Source organism: Devosia sp. Soil_C_22 (assembly GCF_057657195.1).
Genome location: NZ_JBDGIY010000001.1, coordinates 1392145 through 1417754, shown reverse-complemented (window position 1 = coordinate 1417754; position 25610 = coordinate 1392145). Strand labels below are relative to the sequence as shown.

Annotated in this window: 21 protein-coding genes and 1 pseudogene; 15 read left to right on the top strand and 7 right to left on the bottom strand. The window is 66.2% G+C overall.

The window, feature by feature from the left end; all coding sequences use genetic code 11:
- Positions 1-30: 30 nt before the first annotated feature.
- The 4 genes from AC3A6I_RS06730 to AC3A6I_RS06715 all read right to left on the bottom strand — a co-directional run bounded on the left by AC3A6I_RS06730 (position 31) and on the right by AC3A6I_RS06715 (position 5999).
- Positions 31-1689, bottom strand: coding sequence for an ABC transporter ATP-binding protein (locus AC3A6I_RS06730; RefSeq protein WP_487542808.1), 1659 nt, complete (start codon positions 1687-1689; stop codon positions 31-33).
- A gap of 7 nt (positions 1690-1696) precedes the next feature.
- Entirely contained in the window at positions 1697-2884 is a 1188-nt protein-coding gene (locus AC3A6I_RS06725; RefSeq protein ID WP_487542806.1) for an ABC transporter permease, read from the bottom strand.
- Positions 2881-3888 (bottom strand): ABC transporter permease, encoded by a 1008-nt coding sequence (locus AC3A6I_RS06720; RefSeq protein ID WP_487542805.1) that lies wholly within the window; start codon positions 3886-3888, stop codon positions 2881-2883. Before AC3A6I_RS06720 ends, AC3A6I_RS06725 begins: the two co-directional genes overlap by 4 nt.
- Before the next feature lie 74 nt (positions 3889-3962).
- On the bottom strand, positions 3963-5999 hold the full coding sequence (locus AC3A6I_RS06715; protein WP_487544995.1) for an ABC transporter substrate-binding protein: 2037 nt from the start codon (positions 5997-5999) through the stop codon (positions 3963-3965).
- A gap of 200 nt (positions 6000-6199) precedes the next feature.
- Between AC3A6I_RS06715 and AC3A6I_RS06710 the strand changes: the two genes are divergently transcribed.
- The 7 genes from AC3A6I_RS06710 to AC3A6I_RS06680 all read left to right on the top strand — a co-directional run bounded on the left by AC3A6I_RS06710 (position 6200) and on the right by AC3A6I_RS06680 (position 13014).
- On the top strand, positions 6200-7126 hold the full coding sequence (locus AC3A6I_RS06710; RefSeq protein WP_487542803.1) for a helix-turn-helix domain-containing protein: 927 nt from the start codon (positions 6200-6202) through the stop codon (positions 7124-7126).
- Between the two features lie 202 nt (positions 7127-7328).
- Positions 7329-7901, top strand: coding sequence for a LysE family translocator (locus AC3A6I_RS06705; RefSeq protein ID WP_487542801.1), 573 nt, complete (start codon positions 7329-7331; stop codon positions 7899-7901).
- 238 nt (positions 7902-8139) lie between these two features.
- Positions 8140-9294: an extracellular solute-binding protein gene (locus AC3A6I_RS06700; RefSeq protein ID WP_487542799.1), complete on the top strand. Its 1155-nt coding sequence runs from the start codon at positions 8140-8142 to the stop codon at positions 9292-9294.
- The gene (locus tag AC3A6I_RS06695; protein ID WP_487542797.1) at positions 9291-10166 is read left to right on the top strand and encodes an ABC transporter permease; all 876 of its coding nucleotides are present in this window, start codon (positions 9291-9293) and stop codon (positions 10164-10166) included. Before AC3A6I_RS06700 ends, AC3A6I_RS06695 begins: the two co-directional genes overlap by 4 nt.
- Position 10167: 1 nt before the next feature.
- Entirely contained in the window at positions 10168-10989 is an 822-nt protein-coding gene (locus AC3A6I_RS06690) for an ABC transporter permease (protein WP_487542795.1), read from the top strand.
- A gap of 145 nt (positions 10990-11134) precedes the next feature.
- Positions 11135-12169, top strand: coding sequence for an ABC transporter ATP-binding protein (locus tag AC3A6I_RS06685; protein WP_487542793.1), 1035 nt, complete (start codon positions 11135-11137; stop codon positions 12167-12169).
- An 11-nt stretch (positions 12170-12180) separates the two neighbouring features.
- Entirely contained in the window at positions 12181-13014 is an 834-nt protein-coding gene (locus AC3A6I_RS06680) for a glycerophosphodiester phosphodiesterase (RefSeq protein WP_487542791.1), read from the top strand.
- 250 nt (positions 13015-13264) lie between these two features.
- Here the strand turns inward: AC3A6I_RS06680 and AC3A6I_RS06675 are convergent, their stop codons facing one another.
- Genes AC3A6I_RS06675 through AC3A6I_RS06665 form a run of 3 tightly spaced genes read right to left on the bottom strand, consistent with a single transcriptional unit; the run spans position 13265 to position 16471 of the window.
- On the bottom strand, positions 13265-14077 hold the full coding sequence (locus AC3A6I_RS06675) for an inositol monophosphatase family protein (RefSeq protein ID WP_487542789.1): 813 nt from the start codon (positions 14075-14077) through the stop codon (positions 13265-13267).
- 60 nt (positions 14078-14137) lie between these two features.
- Positions 14138-15040 carry a UTP--glucose-1-phosphate uridylyltransferase GalU gene (galU, locus tag AC3A6I_RS06670; protein ID WP_487542787.1) on the bottom strand — a complete coding sequence of 301 codons (903 nt, stop codon included), beginning with the start codon at positions 15038-15040 and terminating at the stop codon, positions 14138-14140.
- 39 nt (positions 15041-15079) lie between these two features.
- Positions 15080-16471, bottom strand: coding sequence for a UDP-glucose dehydrogenase family protein (locus tag AC3A6I_RS06665; protein WP_487542785.1), 1392 nt, complete (start codon positions 16469-16471; stop codon positions 15080-15082).
- 344 nt (positions 16472-16815) lie between these two features.
- Here AC3A6I_RS06665 and AC3A6I_RS06660 point away from each other — a divergent pair.
- The 8 genes and pseudogenes from AC3A6I_RS06660 to AC3A6I_RS06625 all read left to right on the top strand — a co-directional run bounded on the left by AC3A6I_RS06660 (position 16816) and on the right by AC3A6I_RS06625 (position 25592).
- Positions 16816-17619: pseudogene (locus AC3A6I_RS06660) on the top strand (sugar transferase).
- 350 nt (positions 17620-17969) lie between these two features.
- Complete coding sequence (gene fcl, locus AC3A6I_RS06655; protein WP_487542783.1) at positions 17970-18935, top strand: GDP-L-fucose synthase; 966 nt, start codon at positions 17970-17972, stop codon at positions 18933-18935.
- Entirely contained in the window at positions 18932-20188 is a 1257-nt protein-coding gene (locus tag AC3A6I_RS06650; protein WP_487542781.1) for a WcaI family glycosyltransferase, read from the top strand. The genes fcl and AC3A6I_RS06650 overlap by 4 nt, the downstream gene beginning before the upstream one ends.
- A 117-nt stretch (positions 20189-20305) precedes the next feature.
- Complete coding sequence (locus AC3A6I_RS06645) at positions 20306-21601, top strand: oligosaccharide flippase family protein (RefSeq protein ID WP_487542779.1); 1296 nt, start codon at positions 20306-20308, stop codon at positions 21599-21601.
- Entirely contained in the window at positions 21598-22818 is a 1221-nt protein-coding gene (locus AC3A6I_RS06640; RefSeq protein ID WP_487542777.1) for an O-antigen ligase family protein, read from the top strand. The genes AC3A6I_RS06645 and AC3A6I_RS06640 overlap by 4 nt, the downstream gene beginning before the upstream one ends.
- Positions 22815-24041, top strand: a complete 1227-nt coding sequence (locus AC3A6I_RS06635; RefSeq protein WP_487542775.1) for a glycosyltransferase — start codon at positions 22815-22817, stop codon at positions 24039-24041. Before AC3A6I_RS06640 ends, AC3A6I_RS06635 begins: the two co-directional genes overlap by 4 nt.
- Positions 23989-25002, top strand: coding sequence for an NAD-dependent epimerase/dehydratase family protein (locus AC3A6I_RS06630; protein ID WP_487542773.1), 1014 nt, complete (start codon positions 23989-23991; stop codon positions 25000-25002). The genes AC3A6I_RS06635 and AC3A6I_RS06630 overlap by 53 nt, the downstream gene beginning before the upstream one ends.
- Complete coding sequence (locus AC3A6I_RS06625) at positions 24999-25592, top strand: LbetaH domain-containing protein (RefSeq protein WP_487542771.1); 594 nt, start codon at positions 24999-25001, stop codon at positions 25590-25592. Before AC3A6I_RS06630 ends, AC3A6I_RS06625 begins: the two co-directional genes overlap by 4 nt.
- Positions 25593-25610 lie beyond the last annotated feature (18 nt).

The following is a 25610-nucleotide window of genomic DNA, read 5'->3' as shown; positions in this document are numbered from 1 at the left end:
TCTCTCCGATAATATCCAGTCCAGCAGCCGTCAGGCCGCAATCTCGAATGCGGCTCGCACGAGCCGCCAGGTGTAGTCGGTCTGCGGGTTCTCGAGCACTTCGCTCACCGGACCCTCCTCGACGATCTTGCCGTATTGCATGACCATCACCCGGTGGCAGAGGGCTTTGACGACCTTGAGGTCGTGCGAGATGAACAGGTAGCTGAGCCCCTTTTCCGCCTGCAGCTTGCGCAATAGCTCAATGATCTGCGCCTGCACGGACAGGTCAAGCGCGGAAGTCGGCTCATCGAGCAGGATGAATTCAGGTTCGAGCGCAATGGCGCGGGCAATGGCCAAACGCTGGCGCTGGCCCCCCGAGAATTCGTGCGGAAAGCGGTTGAGAATGGTGTCCGGCATGCCGGCATCGCGCAAAGCCTGCCGCACCCGGTCGACGCGCTCGCGCGAGTTGGCGCCGATGCCGTTGACGATCAGGCCTTCCTCGATGATCTGGCGCACGCTCATGCGCGGGTTCAGCGAGGCGAACGGATCCTGGAACACGATCTGCATGCGGCTGCGTAGCGGCCGCATCTGCTTGCGGTCCTTATTGTGGATCGGCTCGCCATCGAAGTAGATCTGCCCGCCCTGGTTGGCGATCAGCCGGATCAACGCCTGCCCGAAGGTCGTCTTGCCCGAGCCGGATTCGCCGACGATGCCCAGCGTCTCATGGCGCAGCAGCCGGATGTCGAGATTGTCGACGGCCTTGAGCTCGAAAAAGCCCGGCTTGAACAGGCCGCCGCGCTTCAGCGTGAAGCTGACCTTCACCGCCTCGCCCTCCAGCACCACGTCCTGCGCGCCGTCCGCCAGCGGCTGCGCCGAGCCCTTGGGCTCGGAGGCGAGGAGATGCCGGGTGTAGGGGTGGGTCGGGTTGGCGAACAGCGCCTCGGTAGCGTTGTGCTCCTGCACGCGGCCGTTCTGCATCACGTAGACATAGTCGGAGAACTGGCGGACGACGGTCAGGTCGTGGGTGATCAGGATCACCGCCATGCCGTACTTGTCCTTGAGATCCTTGATCAGGTTGAGGATCTGCGCCTGCACGGTGACGTCGAGCGCCGTGGTCGGCTCGTCGGCAATCAGCACGTCGGGACGGTTGGCGAGCGCCATGGCGATCATCACGCGCTGGCGCTGCCCGCCCGACAGCTGGTGCGGATACTGGCGCAGGCGCGCCGCCGGCTCGGGGATCTGAACCTCGGCCAGCAGTTCCTCGGCCCGGGCCATGGCCTGGCGCTGGCCCATGCGGTTGTGCAGCTGGATGATCTCGCAGATCTGCTGGCCAACGGTATAGACCGGGTTCAGCGAGCTCATCGGCTCCTGGAAGATCATGGCGATGTCGTTGCCGCGCAGCTTGCGCATGTCGCGGTCGCTCATCTTCACAATGTCCTTGCCGGACAGGGCGATCCGCGTCTCGGGCAGGATGGTGGCGCGCTTGGTCAGCAGCTTCATCAGCGTGCGGGCCGTCACCGACTTGCCCGACCCGCTCTCGCCGACCAGCGCGATGGTCTCGCCCTTATGCAACTGGAACGAGACGTCGTGCACGGCATGCACGGTGCCGCCCTCTACGCGGAAGTCCACGCCGATATTGCGGGCGTCAAGGATCAGCTCGCGGCCGTGGCTGCCGTGATCGTGGCGGGTATCGGAAACCGGCTCGGTCATCATGGCCTCAATAGGGATCGACGGCGTCGCGCAGGCCGTCGCCCAGCGCGTTGAAGGCGAACACGGTGATCAGCACGAACACCACCGGCGACAGGATCCAGGGATACGACCCGATCACCGAGAAGGTGCCGGTATCCTGCAGCATCAGCCCCCACGAGATCAGCGGCGGCTTCACGGCGAAGCCGAGGAAGCCGAGAAAGCTCTCGAGCAGCACTACGCTCGGGATGGCGAGCGTGATGGCGACGATGATGTGGCTCATCACGTTGGGCAGGATGTGCCGGGTGATGATGCGGCCGTCGGTGGCGCCCACCGCGATGGCGGCGCGCACATACTCGATGCGGGCCAGGGACAGGGTTTTGGAGCGCACCTCGCGGCTCAGCTGGGCCCAGCCCAGCACCGCCATGACGAAGATGACGAAGGCGATGAACACGTTGGAGGGCGCCGTCACAGGGATCAGCGAGGTCAGCGCCAGGTAGAGCGGCAGCTGCGGGAAGGCGAGCACGAAGTCGACGAAGCGCTGCACCCAGTTGTCGAGCCGGCCACCGATATAGCCCGACGAGATGCCGACCAGCGTGCCGACGATGGTGGTGAGCGACACCACCGCCAGCGCGATCATCAGCGAGATGCGCGAGCCGACGATGCCGCGCGAGAGGATGTCGCGGCCGAACTTGTCGGTGCCGAGCAGATGGATCGGCCGGCCGTCGGTGGAGCCGAAGAAGTGCAGGTTCGACGGGATGACCCACAGCGTGTTGTAGCTGTAGCCGCTGACAAAGAAGCCAACCGGGGTCGGGTTGTCCTTGATCAGGCCGGTGAGCGGCTGGAAGGTGATGGGGTCGAACTCGCCGGTGTCGCCGATCGGGTAGATGTAGGGGATGAGGCTGAAATTGCCCTGCGGGTCCTCGAAGGCGATGACATCTGGCGGCGCGAACGGCAGGTGCGCGGCCTTGGGGTCCATGGGCGCGAAGAAATCGGCAAAGACCGAGATGACCAGCATGGCCGTGACCAGCACGAGGCCGATCATGCCCATGGGCGAGCGGCGGAAGCGGCGCCAGACCAGCGTCGCATAGCCCTCGTTGCCCGAGCCGAAGCGGGTGATCGCCGGCCTGGTGGGCGCGGCCTCCTCGGCCGGGGTCGGCGCGGGGCCGCCGGCATCGGGTGGCAGGGGAATGGAGGAGCGGGTGTTGACCTCGGTCATTCGCTGCCTCCCAGACGCACGCGCGGATCGAGCGCGACCAGCAGCATGTCGGAGATGATGTTGCCCACGATCAGCGTCGCGGCGAGCACCAGCATGAAGGTGGCGGTGACGTACACGTCGCCGACGCCCATCGAGCCGACGATGGCGGGTCCGACCGTCGCGAGGCCGAAGACGATGGCCACCTCGATCTCGCCGGTCAGCATGTAGGGCAGCGCGACGCCCTGGTAGGCGACGAGCGGATGGAGCGCGTTGGGCACGGCGTGCTTCATGATCACCGCGCCTTCCGGCAGGCCCTTGGCCCGCGCCGTCTCGACATACTGGCTGTTCAGTACGTCGAGCAGGTTCGCCCGCATGACGCGCATGTTGTAGGCGAGCCCGCCGAAGGTAGCGATGAACACCACCGGCCAGACGTGCTGGACGAGATTGACGAACTTGTCCCAGCTCCAAGGCGCGCCGCCATAGCGCGCCGAAAAGAACATGCCGACTTCGCTGACATTCAGCCGGAAGACGAGGACGTAGAGGATGATGATCGCCAGCAGGAAACGCGGGATGGTCATGCCGAGGAACGAGAAGATGCCCAGCAGCGTATCGACCCAGGAATACTGGCGCGTGGCGGCAAGGATGCCGAGCCCGATCCCCAGTCCCGAGGCCAGCAGGTGGCAGATGAGGGCCAGCGCAATGGTAGCCGGCAGCCGCTCGGCGACGACCTGTCCGACCTCCTTGTTGTAGTAGAGCGAGTGGCCGAAGTCGAAGCGGGTGACGATGCCGGTGATCCAGCGGAAATACTGGACGATCATCGGGTCGTTGAGGCCGTGCGTCTGCCGGTACATCTCGGCCTGCGCCTCGGCCTGCTCGGCCGTCGCGCCGCCCTGGTTCATCGCCATGGACCGGATGTAGTCGCCGTAGTCGCCGGGAGGCGCCTGGATGATGGCGAAGGTCACGATGCTGAGCAGGAACAGCAGCGGGATCGCGCCCAGGATCCTCATGGTCAGAAATCGCAGCATCGCTGCCTCACTATGTCTTCCGGCCCGTGCGTGGAGGTGGGGCGGCAGGCGTGCCGCCGCCCCGGGGTGTCAGGTCACATCGGGCCGGCCGAACCGGGCGCGCCGGGCAGCGTCTGCGGGTGCAGTTCGTAGTCGCCCTGCTTGTCGGCAGCGACGAAGACGCGCTCGCGGATGATGTTGTCCTCGGCCCAGTTGAACATGAAGATCGGAGCGCCCGCCGGGATGTTGGAGAAGCGCTTGTTGATGATCAGCGCGCCCGGGTACTGGGTCAGCCCCACCGAGTAGACGTTCTCGGTGAAGATCTTCTGGTAGGTCTTCATCAGCTCGGCGCGCTCGGCATTGTCGCTGGTGGTGATGAAGGCGTTCACGGTGTCGACCAGTTCCTGCTCGAAGGGCAGCAGGTCGAGCGTGCCATCGGTTCCGGCCTTGTGGAACGGATGGGTGCGCGGGCCGGTCGGGGCCAGCATCGTGGTGCTCTGCACGACCGCCACCATCTCGGCGCCCTGCCGTTCCACCGTCCAGTCGAACTGGCCGGACTGGGCCATGTCGTCGCGGGCGGTGCCGGTCTGGAAGTTGGCGATCACCCGGATGCCGAGCGGCTCCATCTGGGCGATGACGCCTTCGGCGAGGTTGGTGTCGGTGCTGTAGTCGGTGTTGGCGAGCAGCGTGATCTCCACGTCGCCGCCGCCATCCGGCAGGTTGCGCACGCCGTTGCCGTCGGTATCGGCGAGGCCGAGACCGTCGAGCAGCGCGTTGGCCGCGTCGATATTGTACGGATAGTACACGGTCGACGCCTTGTCGTAATAGGTCGTGCCGGCATAGAGGCCGCCCGGATAGATGGCGGTGAAGGGACCGCGCACCAGCGAGTCACCCAGCCGCTGGCGGTCCAGCGCCATGCTGACGGCCTTGCGGAAATCGAGCTCGCGATTGAGCTCACGGATGGCCTGGCCACGCGCGTCGGGCTCGCCCCAGCCATTGGCCGAGAAGTTCATGCGCAGCGCGTAACCGATGGTGCGGGCACCGAACTGCAGGCGGGCCGGAGCCGCCTCGTCGGCCGAGCGCCGCAGCGCCTCGACATAGCTTTCGGCCTGCTCGAGGTTCGAGAAGTCGCCGGCGCCGGACACGGCCTGCACGTCACGATCGGCCCAGGTCGAGAGCCGGTAATGCAGCTCGTTGAGATAGGGCAGCTGGTTGCCGTTCTCGTCGACCTTCCAGTAGTACGGGTTGCGGCGCATGACGATGATGTCATCCGGCCGGTACTCGACCGGGACCCAGGCGCCCATCACCGGAATATTCATGTATTCGGGCGGGAAGGCGTTCTTGTACTGCTCGTAGGTGTTGTCCGAGTATTTCGGATGCTGCGGCTTGAGGATGTGGCTCGGGCCGGGACAGAACGAGTCATAGGCCATCGCGTACAGATACTGCGTCGGCCGGACCTCCTTGAAGGTCCACTTGATGGTGTAGGGATCCAGCGCTTCCAGCTTGGTGTCGACGCCGAAACGTTCCGGCGTGCCGGTGCCAGAGGGCACGGCGCTGACATTGGGATCCTGGACATTGTCCTCCCAGTAGAACATGACGTCCTCGGCATCGAACGGATCGCCGTCCGACCACCTGGCGCCCTTGACGAGGTGCATGGTCAGCTCGTGCCCGTCCTCGGACCACTCCCAGCTCTTGGCCAGGTTGGGCAGCGGCTCGAGCTCGTCGGCCTTGACCATGAACAGCGGGCCGGTACGCGTCAGGCATTCGGACAGGCCGATATCGATGCCGCCCCAGCCCTGGCTCTGGCCGCCGATATAGTTCCAGCCTTCCGGCCGGCCGCCGATGACGTGGCGCAGCGTGTCGCCATAGACGCCGATGCCGTCGGGCATGTTGGCAGTCTTGTAGACCAGCGGCTCCTCGGGCAGACGCTCGGCGACGGGCGGCAGGGTGCCGGCGTCGACATATTTCGAGGTCACCCAGTCGGGCTCGTGGTACTCGGGCAGTGCCTTGTATTCCTGGATGTCGCCGACGCTGACGAAGTTCGGCTCGCTCTGCGCGGCGAATTCGGGCGGGTCGGGCAGTTGGCCCGTCAGATCCTGCGCGTGCACCGCGAGCAGTGAAACGCTCAGCATCAGGCTTGCCCCGCCGAGGGCATGTAGATGTCTACGCAATCTTTCCTCCCTAGAGGTCGGACCGGCGCAAATGCGCCCGGAAACGGGTCCTCCACCCGCCGCCGTTCGTCCCAACGGTGAAAATCGTAGACCTTGCCATGCGGCGAACAATCCCGTTATCTGAATGGGTATTTCCGGTTTTTAAAGATCGCGATGGCGGCATGAACGAGGTCCCGCAGCACTTCTCGCCCGGCAAACCGCGGGAGAAAGCCACCGCGCCGGTGCCCCGGCCGGACCGGCGTTTCTACGCCCAGACCCAGGCCTTCGGGCGCTTCGGCATCCGCTGGTTCGACCCGCAGATCATGCCCCGGGAGCATTCGCACGGCCATATCGAGCTCAACTGGCTGACCGCCGGCAGCATGGACTACGTGATGGACGGCCGCCCGGTGCGAATCCCGTCGGAGCGGCTGGTGCTGTTCTGGGCCGGCATCCCGCACCAGACCACCGCGCTCGATACCGGCCCCAACGCCGACAGCCGGCAATGCAACGTCTACCTGCCGCTCGACACGTTCCTGCACATGCCCAATCTCGGCACGCTCACCGAGACGATGATGGGCGGCGGGCTGGTGATGCTGCCGCCCGAAACCATCGGCGAGGTGACGCTGCGCCGCTGGTTCCAGGACTATCGCACCGGCGACGCCGAGCGCACCGACATCCTCAAGGAGGAGATCGCGCTGATGTTGCGGCGCGCCGCCGTTACCGGCTGGGACGTGCTGATGGAGCCGTGGATCGAGAGCGCCGGCTCGTCCACACGCGCGGCCACGCCGCTGCGCTACGTGGTGGCGATGATCCGGCACATCCTCGAGAATCTCGCTGAGCCGCTGCGGGCCGAGGACGTAGCCAAGGTGGTGGGGCTCCACCCGAACTATGCGCTCAACCTGTTCTCGGACGTGATGCGGGTGCCGATGCACAAGTTCGTCGTGCGCATGCGGCTGATCCGGGCCCGCTCGCTGCTGTTCGAGGGGAACCTGTCGATCGAGAACGTGGCGTTCGAGAGCGGCTTTACCGCGCTCAGCCAGTTCTACGTGCAATTCCGCAACGCTTATGGCCTGACGCCGCGGCAGATGCGGGCGCATTATCTGCGGTGAGATGCGAATGTCGGCCCTGCTCCCGTCCCCCTTGCGGGGAGGGGCTGGGGGTGGGGGTCCATCGACGACCAACCCGCACCACCCCCACCCTCGATCCCTCCCCGCAAGGGGGAGGGAGGCGAATAGCCGAAGCTCTTCGATACCCCTTGCGTGCACCGCCTTCGCCCGGTTCACTCGCGTGCGTAGAGGGCGCCGCGACGACATGACTGACCCGATCCTGTTCATCCTGGCGGTGCTGACCCTGCTCGGGACGCCCGGCCCGACCAACACCTTGCTCGCGACCTCCGGCGCAACCGCGGGCGTCCGGCGTTCGCTGATGCTGCTCGCCGGCGAGCTCGGCGGGTACCTTCTCGCCCTCGCGGCGATCCGCATCGTGCTCGGACCGGTGATCCACGTCTGGCCGCTGGTCGGTATCGCCCTCAAGGTGGCGGTGGTCGCCTATCTCGTCGTGATCGCGGTGCGGCTGTGGCGGCATGGCAATAGCCTCACCGAGGAGAAGGCGCGGATCGACGTGCAGGCGGTGTTCGTCACCACCCTGCTCAACCCCAAGGCGCTGATCTTCGCGCTCTCGATCATCCCGGCCGAGCGCCCTACCCTCTGGGCCTATGTCGCCGCCTTCGCCATCGCGGTCCCCGTTGTCGGCTTCTGCTGGATCCTTCTCGGGCGCGCCGTGGGTGCGGCGGCGGGCGATCAGCATGTCGGCATCGTGCGCAAGATCGCATCCGTCGCGCTGGTCGGATTCGCCGGCATCATCGCCGCGTCCGTGCTCGGCTGAAACGGCCCGCATAGCAGCGTTTCCACAGCGTGACATCGTCGTCACGCAACTGTCACGTCGCGCGCCTAAAGCGGGGCGTCGGGCGGAACGCTTCGTTCGCACGACTGTCACAATGGAATTTTCATTCCATTTTTCCACTTGCCAGCGGGCCGTTCCGGGGTAGTCTCGCCCTCGGAAGGCCAGCGTAGATTGGCCTGCCGCAGGGAACTGCAAGGCGAACAATGGGGAGATTTTAGCGATGAAACGTCGTGCGTTTATGCTGTCCGTCGGCGGTACCGCCGCGGGCATGGTGCTGCTTCCGCGTATGGCCTTCGCCGAGGCCGGCCGCATCGACTGGTACACCTCGTCGGACCAGAACATCCTCGATTTCTGGACCAATTTCGTGAAGCCGGGCTTCGAGGCCGCCAACCCGGGCATCACGCTGAACCTCGTGGACGCCGGTGACGCCGCCGGGCAGACCGCGATCGCCGAGCGCGCCCTCGCCGCGCTGCCGACCGGCGCCGACCCGCAGGCCGACTATTTCGAATCCGCCGATCCGCGCCTGCCGGCCGGCGGCATCGATGCCGGGCTGTACGTGAACCTCAAGGAAGCCGGGCTTTCCAACTATTCCAAGGTCAACCCGCTGGCCATCGACAACGACTTCTCGGTGCCCTATCGCGGCAGCCAGGTGCTGCTCGCCTACGATACCGCCAAGCTCGACCCGGCCAATGTGCCCAAGACCTGGCCCGATCTCGTGGCCTGGATCAAGGCGAACCCCGGCCAGTTCATCTATAACCGTCCCGACAAGGGCGGCTCGGGCGGCAACTTCGTGCGCCGCGCCATCTACGAGGCCAACGGCAAGGACCCGGCGGCGTTCACCGTCGACAACTTCACCGCCGAAGCCGGCGAGAAGGCCCTGGCCCCGGCCTGGGCGATCCTGCAGGACATCGCACCGGCGCTGTTCGACAACGGCGCCTATACCTCGGGCAACACCCAGTCGGTGCAGCTGCTCGGCCAGTCGGCCGTGACCATGATCCCGGTCTGGTCGGACCAGGCCATCCAGGCGATCAACACCGGCGTGCTGCCGGAGACGACCGGCCTCGTACAGCTCAGCGATCTCGCCCTGCCGGGCGGCTTCTCGCGGTCTGCAGTGCTGGCCAACGGCGTCAACCGCGATGCGGCGATCAAGCTGGTCGACTACGTGCTGTCGGAGGAAGTGCAATCGTCGGTGCTGAGCGAGCTCGGCGGCTTCCCGGGCGTCTCCTGGGACTATGTCAGCCAGGACCTGCGCGAAAAATATGCCGACGTGATCCCGACCACCATCCCGTCCTTCCCGGGCGGCGACTGGGAGAAAGCGATCAACGACGGCTGGTACCGCAACGTTGCGCCCAACGTGGACCGTAACGCCGCATGAGCCTGACGCCGGCGAACGACATCGTCGGCAAGAAACCCGGCAGGGGGCTCACGGGCCTCCTGCTCGTTGCCTTGCCGGTTCTGCTGGTCTGCTGGATGATCATCTGGCCGATCATCTCGGCGGTCGGGCGGACGATCTGGCTGCCGGACGCGGCCGGCGGGCGGCATTTTTCGCTCGAGACCTACCAGTTCTTCTTTTCCGACCAGTACAGCCTCAACAACCTCACGGTGACGCTGTGGACGACCGGCGTGTGCGCCGTCTTCCTGGTGCTGATCTGCCTGCCCATCTCGCTCTACCTGCGCTTCGCCAAGGGGCGGCTCGCCGCCTATGTGCAGGGACTGGCGATCTTTCCAATGTTCGTGCCCTCGATCATCCTGAGCTACGCGTTCATCCGCGTGCTCGGGCCGAACGGCACGGTGGACCTGCTCGCCAATGCGGTGGGCCTGCCCAAGATTCGCTCGCCCTACCTCACGCCGTGGGGACCAGTGATCGGGCTGGTGTGGGACAATATCCCGCTCACCGTTCTCATCATGCTGTCGGGGCTGGGGAACGTTTCCAACCAGTCGATCGAGGCGGCGCGCGATGTCGGCGCCGGGCGGCTGGCGGTGCTGTGGCACATCATCCTGCCGCGCATCTCCAACTCCATCCTCGTCGCGGTGAGCTTCACGGTGCTGGGCATCTTCTCGTCCTTCACCCTGCCCTATGTACTGGGCCCGGCGGCACCCGAGATGATGGGGCCGTTCATGCAACGCACCTTCCGCGACCTGAATGACCCCACCAACGCCATCACCCAGGCGGTGATCGCCTTCTGCTTCTGCATCGTGTTCGGGCTGTTCTACGTCCGCTCCGTCGCCAAGAACCGGACTCCCTGACATGGCGAGCGTGCTGACGGAGAAGCGGATCGACTGGACCGGGGTGTTCTTCGCCGTGGTGCTGACGCTGGTGATCGTGTTCCCGCTCGTGGTGGTGGGCACCTGGGCCTTCGCCAATGTGTGGCGCTACCCGTCGGTCATCCCGCAGGAGTTCGGCCTGCGCTACTGGGGCATGACGCTGGCGCGGCCCGACGTGTGGAGCTCGATCACCATCAGCCTGACGCTGTCGACGGTGGTGACACTGCTTTCCGCCGCGATCTGCCTGCCGGCGGCCTACGCCTTCGCGCGGCTGGAGTTTCCGGGGCGGAACATCCTGTTCTTCTCCTTCCTCGCCGGGCAGGCCTTCCCGAAATTCGGCCTGCTCGTCGCCATCGCCGGCATCTTCCTCAGCCTCAACCTCATCGGCACGTTCTGGGGCGTGGTGCTGATCCAGCTGGTGGGCACGCTGCTGTTCATGATCTGGATCCCGGTGGCGGCTTTTCAGGCGGTGGACCGGCGCATGGAGGAAGCAGCGCGCGATGTCGGCGCTTCGCCTCTTCGGGTATTCTGGTCGATCACCCTGCCCCAGGCCGGGCCGACCATCGCGGCAGCAATCCTGCTCAGCTTCGTCGGCACCTTCTACGAAACCGAGGGCGCCTGGCTGATCGGCGCTCCGCAAATCCGCACCCTGCCGGTGCTGATGATCAGCTTCATCAACAACCAGCCCGTAATCCAGTTCGGCGCCGTGCTCTCGGTGCTGCTGTGGATTCCGAGCTTCATCGCGCTGCTGTTCGCGCGCCGCGTCATCAGCTCGGGCAGCTTTGCCCGCGGTTTTGGGGGCTAGCATGACTGGTGCAATCATCGCCTCCCTCCCCCCTGAGGGGAGGGATCGAGGGTGGGGGTCCATCGGTGATCACCGCACTACCCCCACCCCCAGCCCCTCCCCGCAAGGGGGAGGCAAGCTCCGCCGCAGAGAGGTTTTCGCCTGAATGTCCGTCCTCGATATCAAGAACACCACCAAGGTCTTCTCGACCACGACGGCGGTCGATGCGTTCAACCTGACGGTCGGCGATGGCGAGCTCGTGTGCCTGCTCGGGCCGTCGGGCTCGGGTAAATCCACGCTGCTGCGTATGATCGGCGGGTTCGAGACGCCCAGCTCGGGCGTGATCGCCATCGATGGCGAGGATGTGACGCGGGTGCCGCCGGAGCGCCGGCCCACCGGCATGGTGTTCCAGAGCCACGCGCTGTGGACGCATATGAACGTGTTCAAGAACCTCGCCTTCGGCCTGAAACTGCGCCGGCTGCCGGCCGGCGAGATCAAGGACAAGGTCGAGGCCGTGCTCGAACTGGTCGGCCTCGCCGGTTACGGCACGCGTGCGACCACCCAGCTGTCGGGCGGGCAGCAGCAGCGCGTGGCGCTGGCGCGCTCGCTGGTGCTGGAGCCAAAGATCCTGCTGCTCGACGAGCCTTTCGCGAGTCTGGACCAGCACTTGCGCGAGCGTCTTCGCGAAGAGGTTCGGGACATCCAGCAGCGGCTGAAGATCACCACGCTGTTCGTGACGCATGGACAGGACGAAGCGCTGGCGCTGGCCGACCGGATCGTGGTGATGCGCGACGGGCGCACCGAGCAGATCGCGCCGCCAGACGCGGTCTATCGCGAGCCGCAGACGCCGTTCGTCGCCGGCTTTATCGGGACGATGAACCTCGTCGAGGGGACTGTCGCGGGCGGTACGTTCACCCATTCGGGCTTTGCCGTGCCGCTACCGGTGGCCGACGGGCCGGCGACGCTGGCGGTGCGGCCGGAGGCGCTGGAGATTGTGCCGGCGGCCGATGGCGCGGCGAAAATCCACCGCGTCACCGACTATGGCACGCATGCCATCGTCGATATCGAGCTGCCACAGGGGGCGCGGCTCAAGGCCATGGTGCCCGACGCGCGCGCCTGGCAGGCGAGCCAGCCCATCGAGCTTCGCCCGCGCGCCTTTGCCGCCTATCGCGACAACGCCGCCATTTTCCGCAGCACCTGAGATTTTCCACCATGGCCGACGCAATCTCGGTGACCCGCAACGGGCACCAGACCTTTTTCAAATGGCACCGCGGCCGGCGTACGGCTTCCGATCCGGTGTTCACCGGGCGGCGCATCATCGAGGGCATGCAGCTGGGCGCGAGCGTCGAAGTGGACCTCGTGATCCACGGCGATAACGGCATGGCGGTGCTGCACAACCTGTCGCTGGAGCGCGAGACCACGGGGTCCGGGCTGGTGCGCGAGACGTCCGCCGCGACGCTGCGCGAGCTCAATCTGCGCGACAACTCGGGCCAGCCGATCGCCGACAAGGTGATGCTGCTCGAGGATCTCGCGGCGCTGATCGCGCGGGACGGGGCGCATCCGGACGGACTGCTGCAGCTCGATTTCAAGGAAGACGCGGCGGCGCTGAACCCGGCGGTGATCGCCAATTTCGCGGAAGCGCTCGGCCCGGTGGCGCGGCATTTCATCCTGTCGTCGGGCGATGCGGAGGCGGTACGGCTGCTGAGCGAGAACGTACCGGAACTGCGCATCGGCTACGACCCCTGCCATAAGGGCGCGATGGACCGGCTGCTCGCGACCCGCGACTATGCGAGCTTCGTGGCGGACGCCGTGGCCTCCTCGCCCAGCGCCGAGATGCAGTATCTCGAATATCGCATGGTGCTGGAGGCCGACCGCGACGGCTTCGACCTCATCGGCGCCTTCCACGCCGGCGGCAAGCGCATCGACGCCTACACCGTCCGCCGCTCCGACGATGACGGCATGGCGGTGATCGAACGACTGCTCGAGCTCAAGGTGGATCAGATCACGACGGATGATCCGGAAGGCGTGGCGGCGCGGCTGGGTTGAGGCCATCGATCCGTTCAGACGCTCTTAATGAGCTGTCAGAATCGGTGTGTCGGCAGGCCAGATATGCTGACCTATCGTCGTCGTCGTAGCGCGGACAGAGCTGGCCCTTGACCGCTGGAGCCCGCAGCGGACGGGCCATGCGCCAAACTTGTCCCCGTCCCTCGGCCGGATGCGACAATGCTCGCAGGTGATGGCTAGCGGTGGAGAAAATCGATGACCGTGCAGATTGAACGAATCCGGGCCGAAGCGTTCAGCGCGGGTCCTTCTTCGGCACGTCCTTCAGCTGCTCCAGCAGGAAGGCGTGCGTCGCTTCATTGGCGACGATCATCGCTCCCGTCTTCTCGTAGAACTCGGGGCCTCTGCCCCACCAGTCGGTGACGATGCCGCCGGCTTCCTGGACGAACAGGATGCCTGAGGCGGTGTCGACGAAGCCGGTTTCCTCGAAATAACCGGTGAGGCGGCCCATCGCTACGTAAGCGCATGAATTTGCTGCGCTTCCGACGATGCGGACGGCGCCGACGGGCGCGCGGATGGCGTCGAGCCGGGCATAAGCGCCGGGATAGAGCGAAAGGCCGGGCGTGGGCAGGCCGGTGCCGATATTCATCAGGCCGATGTCGGCCTGCGCCGAGACCTTGAGGCGCTCGTCGTTCATGTAGGCGCCCTGCCCCGGCAGCGCGGTGAACATCTCGTCGGCGGGCGGATTGTAGAGCACGCCGGCCACGGTCTCGTTGCCGCGCCGGAGCGCGATCGAGATGGTGTAGTGCATGCCGTTGATGAAATTGGTAGTGCCGTCGATGGGGTCGACGAGCCAGCGATATTCCTGGTCTTCCTTGTCGACGGGGGGGAATTCCTCGCCGGTAAAGCTCCAGTCCGGATAGCGGCCGAACAGCTCCCTGCGGATCAGCAGCTCGGACTGCTTGTCGGCTTCGGAGACGAAATCGGCCGGCCCCTTGATGCCGATCTCGATGTCGCGGAAGTGCTTGAAATGGCTCTGCGTTATCTCGCCGGCCGCGCGCGCGACGGCGACCATGTGCTCAAGGATGGCGTCGTGGGAAATGGACATGATTCACTCGCTTCGACTCTGGGCAAGACCCTAGCCGAAGCGAGCGAGGAAGTCGCGCAGCTAGGCCAGTTCAGGCGCCGCCGCGTGGCCGAGCAGACCCAGCTTCTCGATCTCCTTGCGGAAATCGTCGGCGAGGTCGGGCCGGTCGAGGGCGAAGACGAGGTTGGCGGTGAGGAAGCCGAGTTTCGAACCGCAGTCGAACACCTTGCCCTGGTATTTCACTCCGTAGAAATCCTGGGTGCGGATGAGAATCTGCATGGCATCGGTGAGCTGGATTTCGCCGCCGGCGCCGCGGGTCTGCTCGCTCAGCAGGGTGAAGATCTCGGGCTGCAGGATGTAGCGCCCGGCGATGAACAGGTTCGAAGGGGCGTCGGCCGGCTTGGGCTTTTCGACCATGGCGGTGATCCTGAAGCCGGTGTCGGGGCCATCGCCGCGCGCCACGATGCCGTAGCTCGAGACATCGCGGGGATCGACTTCCTCGACGCCGATGAGGTTGCCGCCGCGCTCCTCGTAGGTCTGCATCATCTGCTTGAGGACGCCCGGCTTGGCCTGGAACACCATGTCGGGCAGCAGTAATGCGAAGGGCTGGTCGCCGACCAGCTCGCGCGCGCACCAGACGGCATGGCCGAGGCCAAGGGGCTCCTGCTGGCGGGTGAAGCTCGACCGGCCGGCCGACGGCAGGTCCTTCTGCAGCTCGGCGAGGGCTTCGGTCTTGCCGCGGATCTCGAGGGTGTGCTCGAGCTCGTACTGGCGATCGAAATGATCCTCGATGACGCCCTTGTTGCGCCCGGTGACGAAGACGAAATGCTCGATGCCGGCCTCGCGCGCCTCATCCACCGCATACTGGATCAGCGGCCGGTCGACGACGGTCAGCATCTCCTTGGGCATGGCCTTGGTGGCCGGCAGGAACCGGGTGCCCAGGCCTGCAACGGGAAAGACAGCTGTGCGAACGCGCTTCGGCAAGGCGGAACTCCTCAAATGCTCGCAGCCGTAAAGGCTGCCTCAGCCGACCTGCCGCCGGCCGATCGGGAAGTAGGCAAGGCCAGCTTCCTCAACGGCGGACGGCTCATACATGTTGCGACCATCGAAGATCGCCTTTTTGGACAATGTGCCAGCAAGCGCACGAAAATCGGGCGCCCGGAAGATTTTCCATTCGGTAAGGATAACCAGCGCGTCGGCGCCCGCCAGCGCCTGCTCCGGCGTTTCGGCGAAGGTCACCCGGTCGAACGCGCCATCCAGGTCGTTGGCCAGCACGCGGCGCGCCTCCGGCATGGCCACAGGATCGAACAGGCGGACCGCTGCACCGCGCTTGACCAGGTCGGCGATCACGACCCGGCTCGGCGCATCGCGCATGTCGTCGGTGTTGGGCTTGAAGGCGAGGCCCCAGACAGCGAAGGTCATGTCCTTGAGATCGTCGCCGAAGCGCTCGCGGATCTTGCCCGCCAGCACTTCCTTCTGCGCCTCGTTGGCCGCTTCCACCGCCTCGAGGATACGCAATGCGCGGCCCTTCTCAGCAGCGGAGCGGCGCAGCGCGCTCACGTCCTTGGGGAAGCAGCTGCCGCCATAGCCGGTACCGGCATAGAGGAAGCTGTAGCCGATGCGCGGATCCGAGCCGATGCCGCGGCGGACCAGCTCGATATCGGCGCCCAGGTCCTCGGCGAGGTTGGCGAGCTCGTTCATGAACGAGATGCGGGTCGCCAGCATGGCGTTGGCGGCATACTTGGTGAGCTCGGCCGAGCGCACGTCCATCACCAGGGTACGATCGTGGTTGAGCGTGAAGGGCGCGTAGAGATAGCGCATGATCTCAAGCCCGCGGCGGCCCGAGGTGGTGTTGTCGGCGCCGACGACAATGCGGTCGGGGCGGCTGAAATCGGCGACGGCGGCGCCTTCCTTCAGGAATTCCGGGTTCGAGACGACGGTGAAATCGGGCTGGCCGAGGCGGATCCGCTCGTCCGGCGCTGCAGCATAGCCGCGCTTCACCAGCTCGTCGGTAATGGCGGCGGCGACGAGATCGCCGGTCCCGACGGGAACGGTCGACTTGTCGGCGATTACCTTGAATCCCGTGAGGTTTTCGCCGATCGAGCGGGCGACGGCGAGCACGTATTTGAGATCGGCCGATCCGTTCTCGTCGGGCGGCGTGCCGACGGCGATGAAGATCACCTCACCGTGGTCGACACCCTGGGCAATGTCGGTGGTGAAAGACAGACGGCCGGCGGCGCGGGCCTGGGCGACGATGCCGTCGAGTCCGGGCTCGTAGATGGGCAGGCCGCCACCGTTCAGCAGATCGACCTTGGCGGCATCGACATCGACGCAGACGACATGATTGCCCGCATCGGCGAGGCAGGCCCCGGTGACCAGGCCGACATATCCAGAGCCGAAGACCGTGACTTTCATTCAGCGCCCTCGCGGCTCGATAGTGTCGTCAGATGCCGGCCCTCGGCCCGGCGGTGCATAGCCGGCAAGTGGGTACTGACATCGTGCGCGACAATCAAGTGACCGAGCGCGCCGACGGCAGGACATGCCTGCCATGCGGCGGCCGCTCACTCGACGCAAGATCCTGATCCGTGCAAGCTTTTTAGACTAATCGCGGAATGACAACGTACCTCAATGTCGCTAGCCTGAGTGTCGGCAACCAATTTCCACTTGAACCGTTCGGTTGTCCGATCGTTTAATCTCAGCCTAACTTACAGCCGTAGTTTCCAGCCTCCCTAAGGTGCCAAACCCCAACGGGGCCTTTGATGAGTGATATTTATCACGGCTTTGAACGTATCTTGAGGCCCGACGTCGGCGAGGCGGGTGCGACGCAATCGCCCGGTATCGCTTCCTCCCGTCCCCAGCCAGGAGCCAAGGGCACGGACACCAGCTATGAGAGCGGGTTGCCGCTGTCGTTCCGCGATGGATTGCCCGTCGTGCCCGAAGCGAGCCTGGCGCGCTCGCTCCAATTGCTCCTCAAACGGACGCTGCTCGATATCCCGCTATCGCTGGTGGCACTGATCGTGCTTCTGCCCTTTCTCATCGGCATCGGCATCGCCATTCGGCTGACCTCGAGCGGTCCGGCATTGTTCGCACAGTCGCGCGTGGGGCGGGACGGGCGGACATTCCTGATGCTGAAGTTCCGCACCATGCGGGCAGAGGACTGCGATGCCTCGGGACTGGCGCAAGTCACGCCGGATGACGAACGCGTAACGCCGATCGGTCGATTCTTGCGCACCACAAGCATCGACGAGTTACCGCAGCTTTGGAACATCCTCATCGGCGACATGGCGATCATCGGGCCGAGGCCGATGGTGGAAGGGATGAAGGCGGCGGGCGTCGATTACCGCGAGGCGGTACCCTACTAAGACTTTCGCCACCTGGTGAAACCCGGGCTGAGCGGCTGGGCCCAGGCCAATGGCCTGCGTGGCCCGACCACCGACATGGCGGTGGCCCGGCAACGCATCGACCACGACTGCGCCTACGTACAGAACGTGTCGCTGATGCTGGATATCCGGATCATCGGCCGAACCATTGTTCGGGAATTCGTCACCGGCTCAGGCGTGTAGCGCCGACCCGTCCAGACTACGACAGCGATGAGAGAGGCCTAGCTTGGAAAACAGTACAGGAATTGGGGCTCCCGACGCCAACAGTACCACCGCGGCTGCCTCGTGTGGCAGTCGCGGCGGCAATTTTCGGTCACAAATCTCGGGTTATCTTTATTTAGTTCACCTTTCGATCCGAGCGCTCACCGCTTCCGCAATAAGCAACGAGCGTTCTCCCTACTTCGTGGGACCGGGTCGATATTTTGACTTCGCGAATGTCGAGAGCCAGGAAGGCCCGGTCCTCCCGGCGTCCCGGCTCGCGGTGGCGAAGTCGCCCTGATGCAGCTTGCGGCGTAACGCCAGGGAAACAGGACATGACAGCTGATACGGCAGGATACGAACTGGCCGGCAAACGGATCTGGGTCGCCGGCCATCGCGGCATGGTGGGCTCGGCGGTAGTGCATCGCCTCGCCCGCGAGAACTGCACGATACTCACGGCCACGCGCAGCGAACTCGACCTCACGCGCCAGGCCGACGTGGAGCGCTTCGTGCGCAGCGAGAAGCCGGATGCGATCGTGCTGGCGGCCGCCAAGGTGGGGGGCATCCTCGCCAACGACACCTACCCGGCCGACTTCATCTACGACAACATGCTGATCGAGACCAACATGATCGGCGCGGCGCATGCGGCGGACATCAACCGGCTGCTGTTCCTGGGTTCGAGTTGCATCTATCCCAAGCTGTCGCCGCAGCCGATTACGGAAGACGTGCTGCTCACCGGCCCACTGGAAGAGACGAACCAGTGGTACGCGATCGCCAAGATCGCCGGCATCCGGATGACGCAGGCGTTCCGCCGCCAGCACGGTCGTGACTACATCGCGGCGATGCCGACCAATCTTTACGGTCCAGGCGACAATTTCGACCTCAAGAACGGGCACGTGCTGCCGGCCATGATCCGCAAGGCGCATGAGGCCAAGGTTTCGCGGGCCGAGACGCTGACCATCTGGGGAACCGGGACGCCGCGGCGGGAGTTCCTGCATGTCGACGACTGCGCCGACGCGCTGGTGTTCCTGCTCAAGGGCTATTCCGGCGCCGAGCATGTCAATGTCGGGTCGGGCGAGGATCTCTCCATCCTGGAGCTGGCCGAGCTGGTCTGCCGGGTGGTGGGATTCGAGGGACGCATCGTTCACGACCTGACGAAACCCGATGGCACCCCGCGCAAGCTGATGAGCGCAGCGAAGCTGCGCGACATGGGCTGGGCGCCCCGCATCGGGTTCGAAGAGGGTCTGGCCGGAACCTACCAGTGGTTCCTCGACAACCAGGCCCGAGGGAAAGCGGCGTGAAACTTCTCATCCTCGGCCTCAACTACGCGCCCGAAAAGGTCGGCATCGCCGTCTATACGGCCGGCCTTGCCGAGGCGCTGGCGGCTGAGGGACATGAGGTGCGGGTGATCGCCGGGCAACCCTATTATCCCGCCTGGCGGATCATGGACGGGCACAGGGCCTGGGCCTACAGCACGACCACCGAGGGCGGGGTCGAGATAGTGCGCGTGCCGCACTATATCCCATCGCGGCCGACCGGGCTGAGGCGGGTGATGCATCATGCGAGCTTTGCAGCGACCGCGGGCATTCCGACGTTGTGGTCGGGCCTGACGTTCAGGCCGGATGTGGTGTTGACGATCGCGCCGTCGCTGATCGGGGCGCCGATCGCGCGTGCGGCGGCCTTCCTCGCGGGAGCGGAGAGCTGGCTGCATGTGCAGGACTTCGAGGTCGAGGCGGGACTGGCGACCGGGCTGCTGAAACGCGGCGCGGGGCTCGCCTTGTGGTTCGAGCGCGCGGTGCTCAAGAGCTTCCATAAGGTGAGCTCGATCTCGCCGGAAATGTGCCGGCGCCTGATCGAGAAGGGCGTGCCGCGCGAGCGGGTCAGCGAGTTCCGCAACTGGGCCGACATCGACGCCATCCGGCCGATGACGCGGCCCTCGCCCTATCGCGAGCAGTGGGGCATCGCCACCGAGCATGTGGCGCTCTATTCGGGCAACATCGCCAACAAGCAGGGCATCGAGATCGTGCTCGAGGCGGCCCGGCTGCTGCAGCATCGCGACGACCTAACGTTTGTCGTGTGCGGCGAGGGCCCCAACCGCGCGCGGCTCGAGGAGCTGGCTGCCGGGCTGGGTAATATCCGGTTCCACGATCTGCAGCCCAAGGAACGGCTCAACGAGCTGATGGGGCTCGCGACCATCCATCTGCTGCCGCAGCTGGCGGGCGCCGCGGATCTGGTGCTGCCGAGCAAGCTGACCAACATGCTCGCCTCGGGCCGGCCGGTGGTGGCGACCGCGGCGGCGGGCACAGGGCTGGCGCGAGAGGTCGAAGGGTGCGGGCTGGTGGTCGAGCCGGGCAGCGCCGAAGCAATGGCGCGGGGAATAGCTGCGCTGGTCGCCAACCGGCCCCTATGGGAGGCGCTGGCGCGGGCGGCGCGACTGCGCGCCGAGGAGCGCTGGGCCAAATCGAAGATACTCGAGCGGCTGGAGCTGCAGGGTCGTCCTGCAGCGGGGCCGGTGGCCGAGGTCGATCGCTACCGCAGCCGTCAGCGGAGCTGATCGATGGACGGGCCGCTGGTGATCGCGACACGCCCGGACCGCTCGCTTCAGACCCGAACGGGGAGAGGCGACGCCCTACCCCGCATGGCTGGCCCGGACCCGGAGCGGTAGCAGGCCATGGACAGCCTCGCCTCGCGGCTCAGCTTCATTCGCCCGAACCTGACGCGCCATCTCGGCACGCTGGCGGTGCTGGTGTTCGCCCATGTGGTGGCGCTGGTGGTGACGGTGCTGATCGCGCGGCTGTTCGACAAGATCGATGCCGGCATCATCTTTTTCTGCACCGGGCTGATCACGATCAGCATGTCGTTCACCTCGATCGGGCTGTCGACGGCGGCGGAGTATTATTACCTGCGCCACAAGCGCAAAGGCCGCAGCGCACGGAACGTGCAGACCATCTGGCTGACGCTCGCCGTGGCCATCGTGCCATCGCTCGCGCTGGGGCTGTTCGGGCTGACGATCACCGACGGCACGACCAATGTGTCGATGCCGCTGCTGGTGTTCGTGCTGGCGGCGGCCTGCTATTTCGCGGCCATGCGCTACATGGCGCGGCAGGTCTTCGTGATCGAGGGCGAGAAGAGCTGGAGCCTATTCTACGACAGCATCATCTTCAACGTAGCGCTGATGCTTGCGTTCGTCGTCACCCCCCACAAAACAGCGGACGCGGCACTGTGGAGCATGCTGGTTGCCTCGGCGCTGTCGGGCTCGTTCGCGCTGGTGCATCTGTACCGACGGGCGACCGGTGGCGCCCCTGCCCCAGGGAGGCGGCTGCCGCCAAAGCGCTATGCCAAGCTGGTGCTCTCGATCTCGGTCGCCTCGATGATCGCGCAGGCGGGCAGCGTGCTGCTCAACAAGATCGACGTGCTGATGCTCGGGCCGATCGCCGGGCCGGAGGCGGCGGGCGACTACAGCGTCGCGATGCGATTGACCTACATCACGGCCTTTGCCGGCACCGCGCTGATGGCGCTGACGACGCCGCTGCTGCTGCGGGTTTCCGCCGCCGGCAGCGACCGCGAGCGCTGGACGGTGATGCGGGAGCAGTTCGGCTACCAGACGGCGGTCGTCGTCGCCATGGCGATTCCGATGTTCATTTTCGCCGAGCCGCTGGTGGTGCTGGTGTTCGGCGAAGAATACCGGACGAGCGTCGCGACCTTCATCGTGCTGCAGGCGGGCAAGCTCATCACTGCGATCTTTGCGCCGGCGGCGATCATGTTCACCGCGCTCGGCTACAACCGCGACCTGGCGCGCACGATGATCGTCGTCGCCGTTATCAATATCGGTCTCAACTTCGTGCTGATCCCGCCGTTCGGCGCGACCGGGGCAGCGGTGGCGACGACCGTGGCGCTGCTGGTGATGGCGGCGAGCTATATCCTGCTGATGCTGCGGGTGCGGCGGCGCGCGATGGTGTCGGCATGAAGCTGCCCTCGCTCAGCGATCCGGCGACCTATGTGCCGCTGCTCGTCGCCGGACTGAGCTTCCCCCTCTATGCGGTGCAGCGGGACTATTCGCTGCCGGGCGGCAGCGGCGAGGTGAACCGCATCCTGCCCACGGTGCTCTACGGGCTCATGTTCATCGCCGCGATCGGCTACACGCGGGTCGGGAGCTTCCAGTCGAGCCTCAAGCTCTATCGCATCGACCTCCTCGTCATCGGCTTCCTGCTCGTTTCGCTGCTGCAGGCCGGCTATACCGGCAACGCCACGCAGATGCTCAATGTGGGGCTGCTGATCGTCGCCGCCTTCGGGATCCGGGCGGCGAGCCAGTCGCCGCAGTTCCAGCGGCGGCTGGTGCAAAGCAGCGTGGTGCTGCTGGTCTTCCAGGTGCTGGCCTTCGCGATCCTGGGGGCGCCGCAGCATCGCTGGCTCGGCGGCATCCATCCCAATATTCTCGGCGGCGTCAGCGTTGCCTGCGTGGCGCTGGCGCTATTCGGCAGCCGGCGCTATCTCGATATCGCGACGGTGATCAGCCTCGCGGCAAGCCTGGCGGTGAGCAGCCGCTACGCCATGCTGTGCATCGGGGTCACCTACCTCCTCTACCAGCTGTTGAATATCAGGACCGTCGGCAGGTTGCGCTGGACAGTACTGGGCCTGCTCATCGTGGCGGTGTTCATCGACGTGCTGGTCAATGGCGCAAACAGCCAACTCGGCGCGGCGTTCGAGCTCGACGACGCGGCGCGCGGGCTCGGGTCCGGCTTTACCGGCCGCGACGAGCGCTGGGCGCTGTTCTGGCCGCAACTGGACGAGCGGCCCCTGCTCGGCTTCGGCTTTCGCAACCGGGCCAGCTACGAGGAAGTGCACAATGGCTACCTGGCCATCGTGCTGGAGAACGGACTGGTCGGCGCGGCGCTGCTGTTCGGCTATTGCCTGGCGCGGCTATGGCAGGAGACGCGCGCCGTCTTCGTTGCCGGTGCAGGCGGCGGGCGCGGCGCGACATTGTGCATGTTCCTCGCGCTCGGCGTGGGAGCGCTGTTCCAGCCGCAGCTGATCAATTTCGGCGACTGCTTCGGCTTTTCCTTCCTGCTGCTGCTGTTCTCGCGGCCCGGCTTCGGGCTTGGCCCGCACCTCGCCCCGGCCTCGGAACCAGCAGCTGTCGATCCGGCCATCCGGGGGGCGCTTTCGCCCGGGGTGCGACCGTGAGAATTCTGCGGATCATCGCCAGCGTTCGGCCGGAATATGGGGGGCCGGTGCAGGGGCTGCGCATGACCGCGGCGAAGATGGCCGAGGCCGGGCACATCACGGAGGTCGCGACCACCGACGACCCGGCGGCCCCACACCTGCGCGACTTCCCCTTCCCCGTGCATGCCATGGGCCAGCGCGTGCGGCGCGTTTCCTATTCCCCGGAACTCACGCGCTGGGTCGGCGAGAACGCGGCCGGCTACGATGCGGCGGTGATCCATGGGCTGTGGAACCACGCGACGGTCGCCGGCTGGCACGCGCTGGTCCGCGCGCAGGTGCCCTATGTCGTCTATGCGCACGGGATGCTGGACCCGTGGTTCAGGACCGCCTACCCGCTCAAGCATCTGGCCAAGCAGGTCTACTGGTGGGCGCTGCAAGGTCGGGTGCTGCGCGACGCTGCCATGGTGCTGTTCACCTCAGAAGAGGAGCGCACACTCGCCCGCGGCATGTTCGCCGGTCCCGGCTATCGCGAGCGCGTCGTCGCCTATGGCGCGAGCGAACCGCCGGCGGCGGATGCGGCGCAGGTGGCTGCGTTCGCAGGGCGGGTGCCGGCGCTCGACGGGCGGCGCTACCTGCTGTTCATGAGCCGTATCCACCCCAAGAAGGGCTGCGATCTGCTGCTCGACGCCTTCGCGGCGGTGGCGGGCAGCGAGCCGGGGCTCGACCTGGTGATCGCCGGTCCCGACGAGACGGGGCTCATCGCCGAGCTCAAGGGCCGGGCGGCTGCGCTCGGCATCGCGGCGCGTGTCCACTGGCCGGGGATGCTGGATGGCTCGGCCAAGTGGGGCGCGATGCGCGGCGCGGAAGCGTTCGTGCTGCCCTCGCACCAGGAAAATTTCGGTGTCGTCGTGGCCGAAGCAATGGCCTGCGGCGTGCCGGTGCTGATTTCAGACAAGGTGAATATCTGGCGGGAGGTGGAGGCGGCGGGCGCGGGACTCGTCGATAGCGACACGGCCGAAGGCACGGTACGGCTGCTGCGGCGCTTCCTGGCGCTGCCCCCCGAGACACGAAAGGCGATGGCGGCGGCGGCGCGGGAGGGCTATGAGCAGCAGTTCAGCGCCGATGGCGCCGCCCGGGACCTGACTGAGGTGCTGGAGGATGCTATCGGCGTGACGAGAACGGGAGGAAGCCATGAAGATCTTCGTGACCGGCGCGGCCGGCTTCATCGGTTTCCACGTGGCTAGGCGCCTGCTCGCCGATGGCCACAGCGTTGCCGGCTTCGACGCGATGACGAGCTATTATGACGTGGAGCTCAAGCGCGCCCGGCTGGCGCAGCTGACCGGGCAACCCGGCTTCGGCTTCACCACCGGCCAGCTCGAGGACCGCGCGGCGCTCGGGGCGGCACTCGATGCGGCCGAGCCCGAGATCGTCATCCACCTCGCCGCCCAGCCCGGGGTGCGCTATGCTTTCGAGGCGCCGGACACCTATGTGCAGTCCAATGTGGTGGGCACCTTCACCCTGCTCGAGCTGCTGAAAGCGGCGCCGCCGCGACACCTGATGTTCGCCTCGAGCAGCTCGGTCTATGGCGGCAACCGCACCGCCTCGTCGGCCGAAACCGACCGCACCGATTTCCCGCTGTCGCTCTATGCGGCGACCAAGAAATCGGGCGAGGCGATGTGCCATTCCTATGCCCACCTGTTCGGCATCCCGACCACGGCGCTGCGCTTCTTCACAGTGTACGGGCCATGGGGTCGGCCAGACATGGCGCTGTTCAAGTTCGTGCGCGCCATCGTCAACGACGAGCCGATCGAGATCTACGGCGAGGGCCGGATGCGCCGCGACTTCACTTATGTCGACGACCTGGTGGACGCCATCGTCGCCCTGATGGGCGCTGCGCCGGGAAGCAGCGCCGTGCCGGCGGACTCGCTGAGCCCGGTGGCGCCCTACCGTGTGGTCAACCTTGCCGGCGGGCAGCCGGTGGGGCTGATGGACTATGTCGAGGCCATCGAGGCGGCGCTCGGGCGCGAGGCGAAGAAGGTGTTCCTGCCCATGCAGCCGGGCGATGTGACCGACACGCACGCCTCGGTGGAGCTGTTGCAGGAGCTGGCCGGGCACGTGCCCAAGATCACGGTGCGCGAAGGGGTGCGGCGCTTCGTCGAGTGGTATCGCGCCTATTACAAGATCGACGCGGCGGAGCACGCTTGAGCGAGCGGCGGGACATCGACGACAGCGTCAAGGGCCTCACGCCCTGGTCCGCCGGCGACAGTTTCTGGACCATGCCGACCTTCACGCTCGCCAACCGCCTGTTCCGCCTGCTCTTTGCCGTGAGCTGGCTGCTGCTCTGCCGCTGGACCCCGGTGCCGCTGCACGCCTGGCGCGCCCTGGTGCTGCGCGCCTTCGGCGCGAAGCTGGGGCGTGGTGTCGCCATCTACCCAGATGTGCGCATCTGGCACCCCGCCAATCTCGAAATGGGCGAGGCGGCAACGCTGGGGCCGCGGGTCAACTGTTACTCGATGGCAAAGATTGTGCTCGGCCGCCGGGCCATCGTCTCGCAGGGCGCGCACCTGTGCGCCGGCAGCCACGACATCGACGACCCGCGCTTCCCTCTCGTCGCGCGGCCGATCGTCATCGGCGAGCGGGCCTGGGTCGCGGCGGAGGCCTTTGTCGGGCCGGGCGTCACCATTGGCGAAGGCGCCGTGCTCGGCGCGCGCGGCGTGACGATGAAATCGCTCGAGCCATGGAGCGTCTACGCCGGCAACCCGGCGCGCAAGCTGCGCGAGCGGCGGCGGAACTGAGCCTGAGTTCGTGGACGC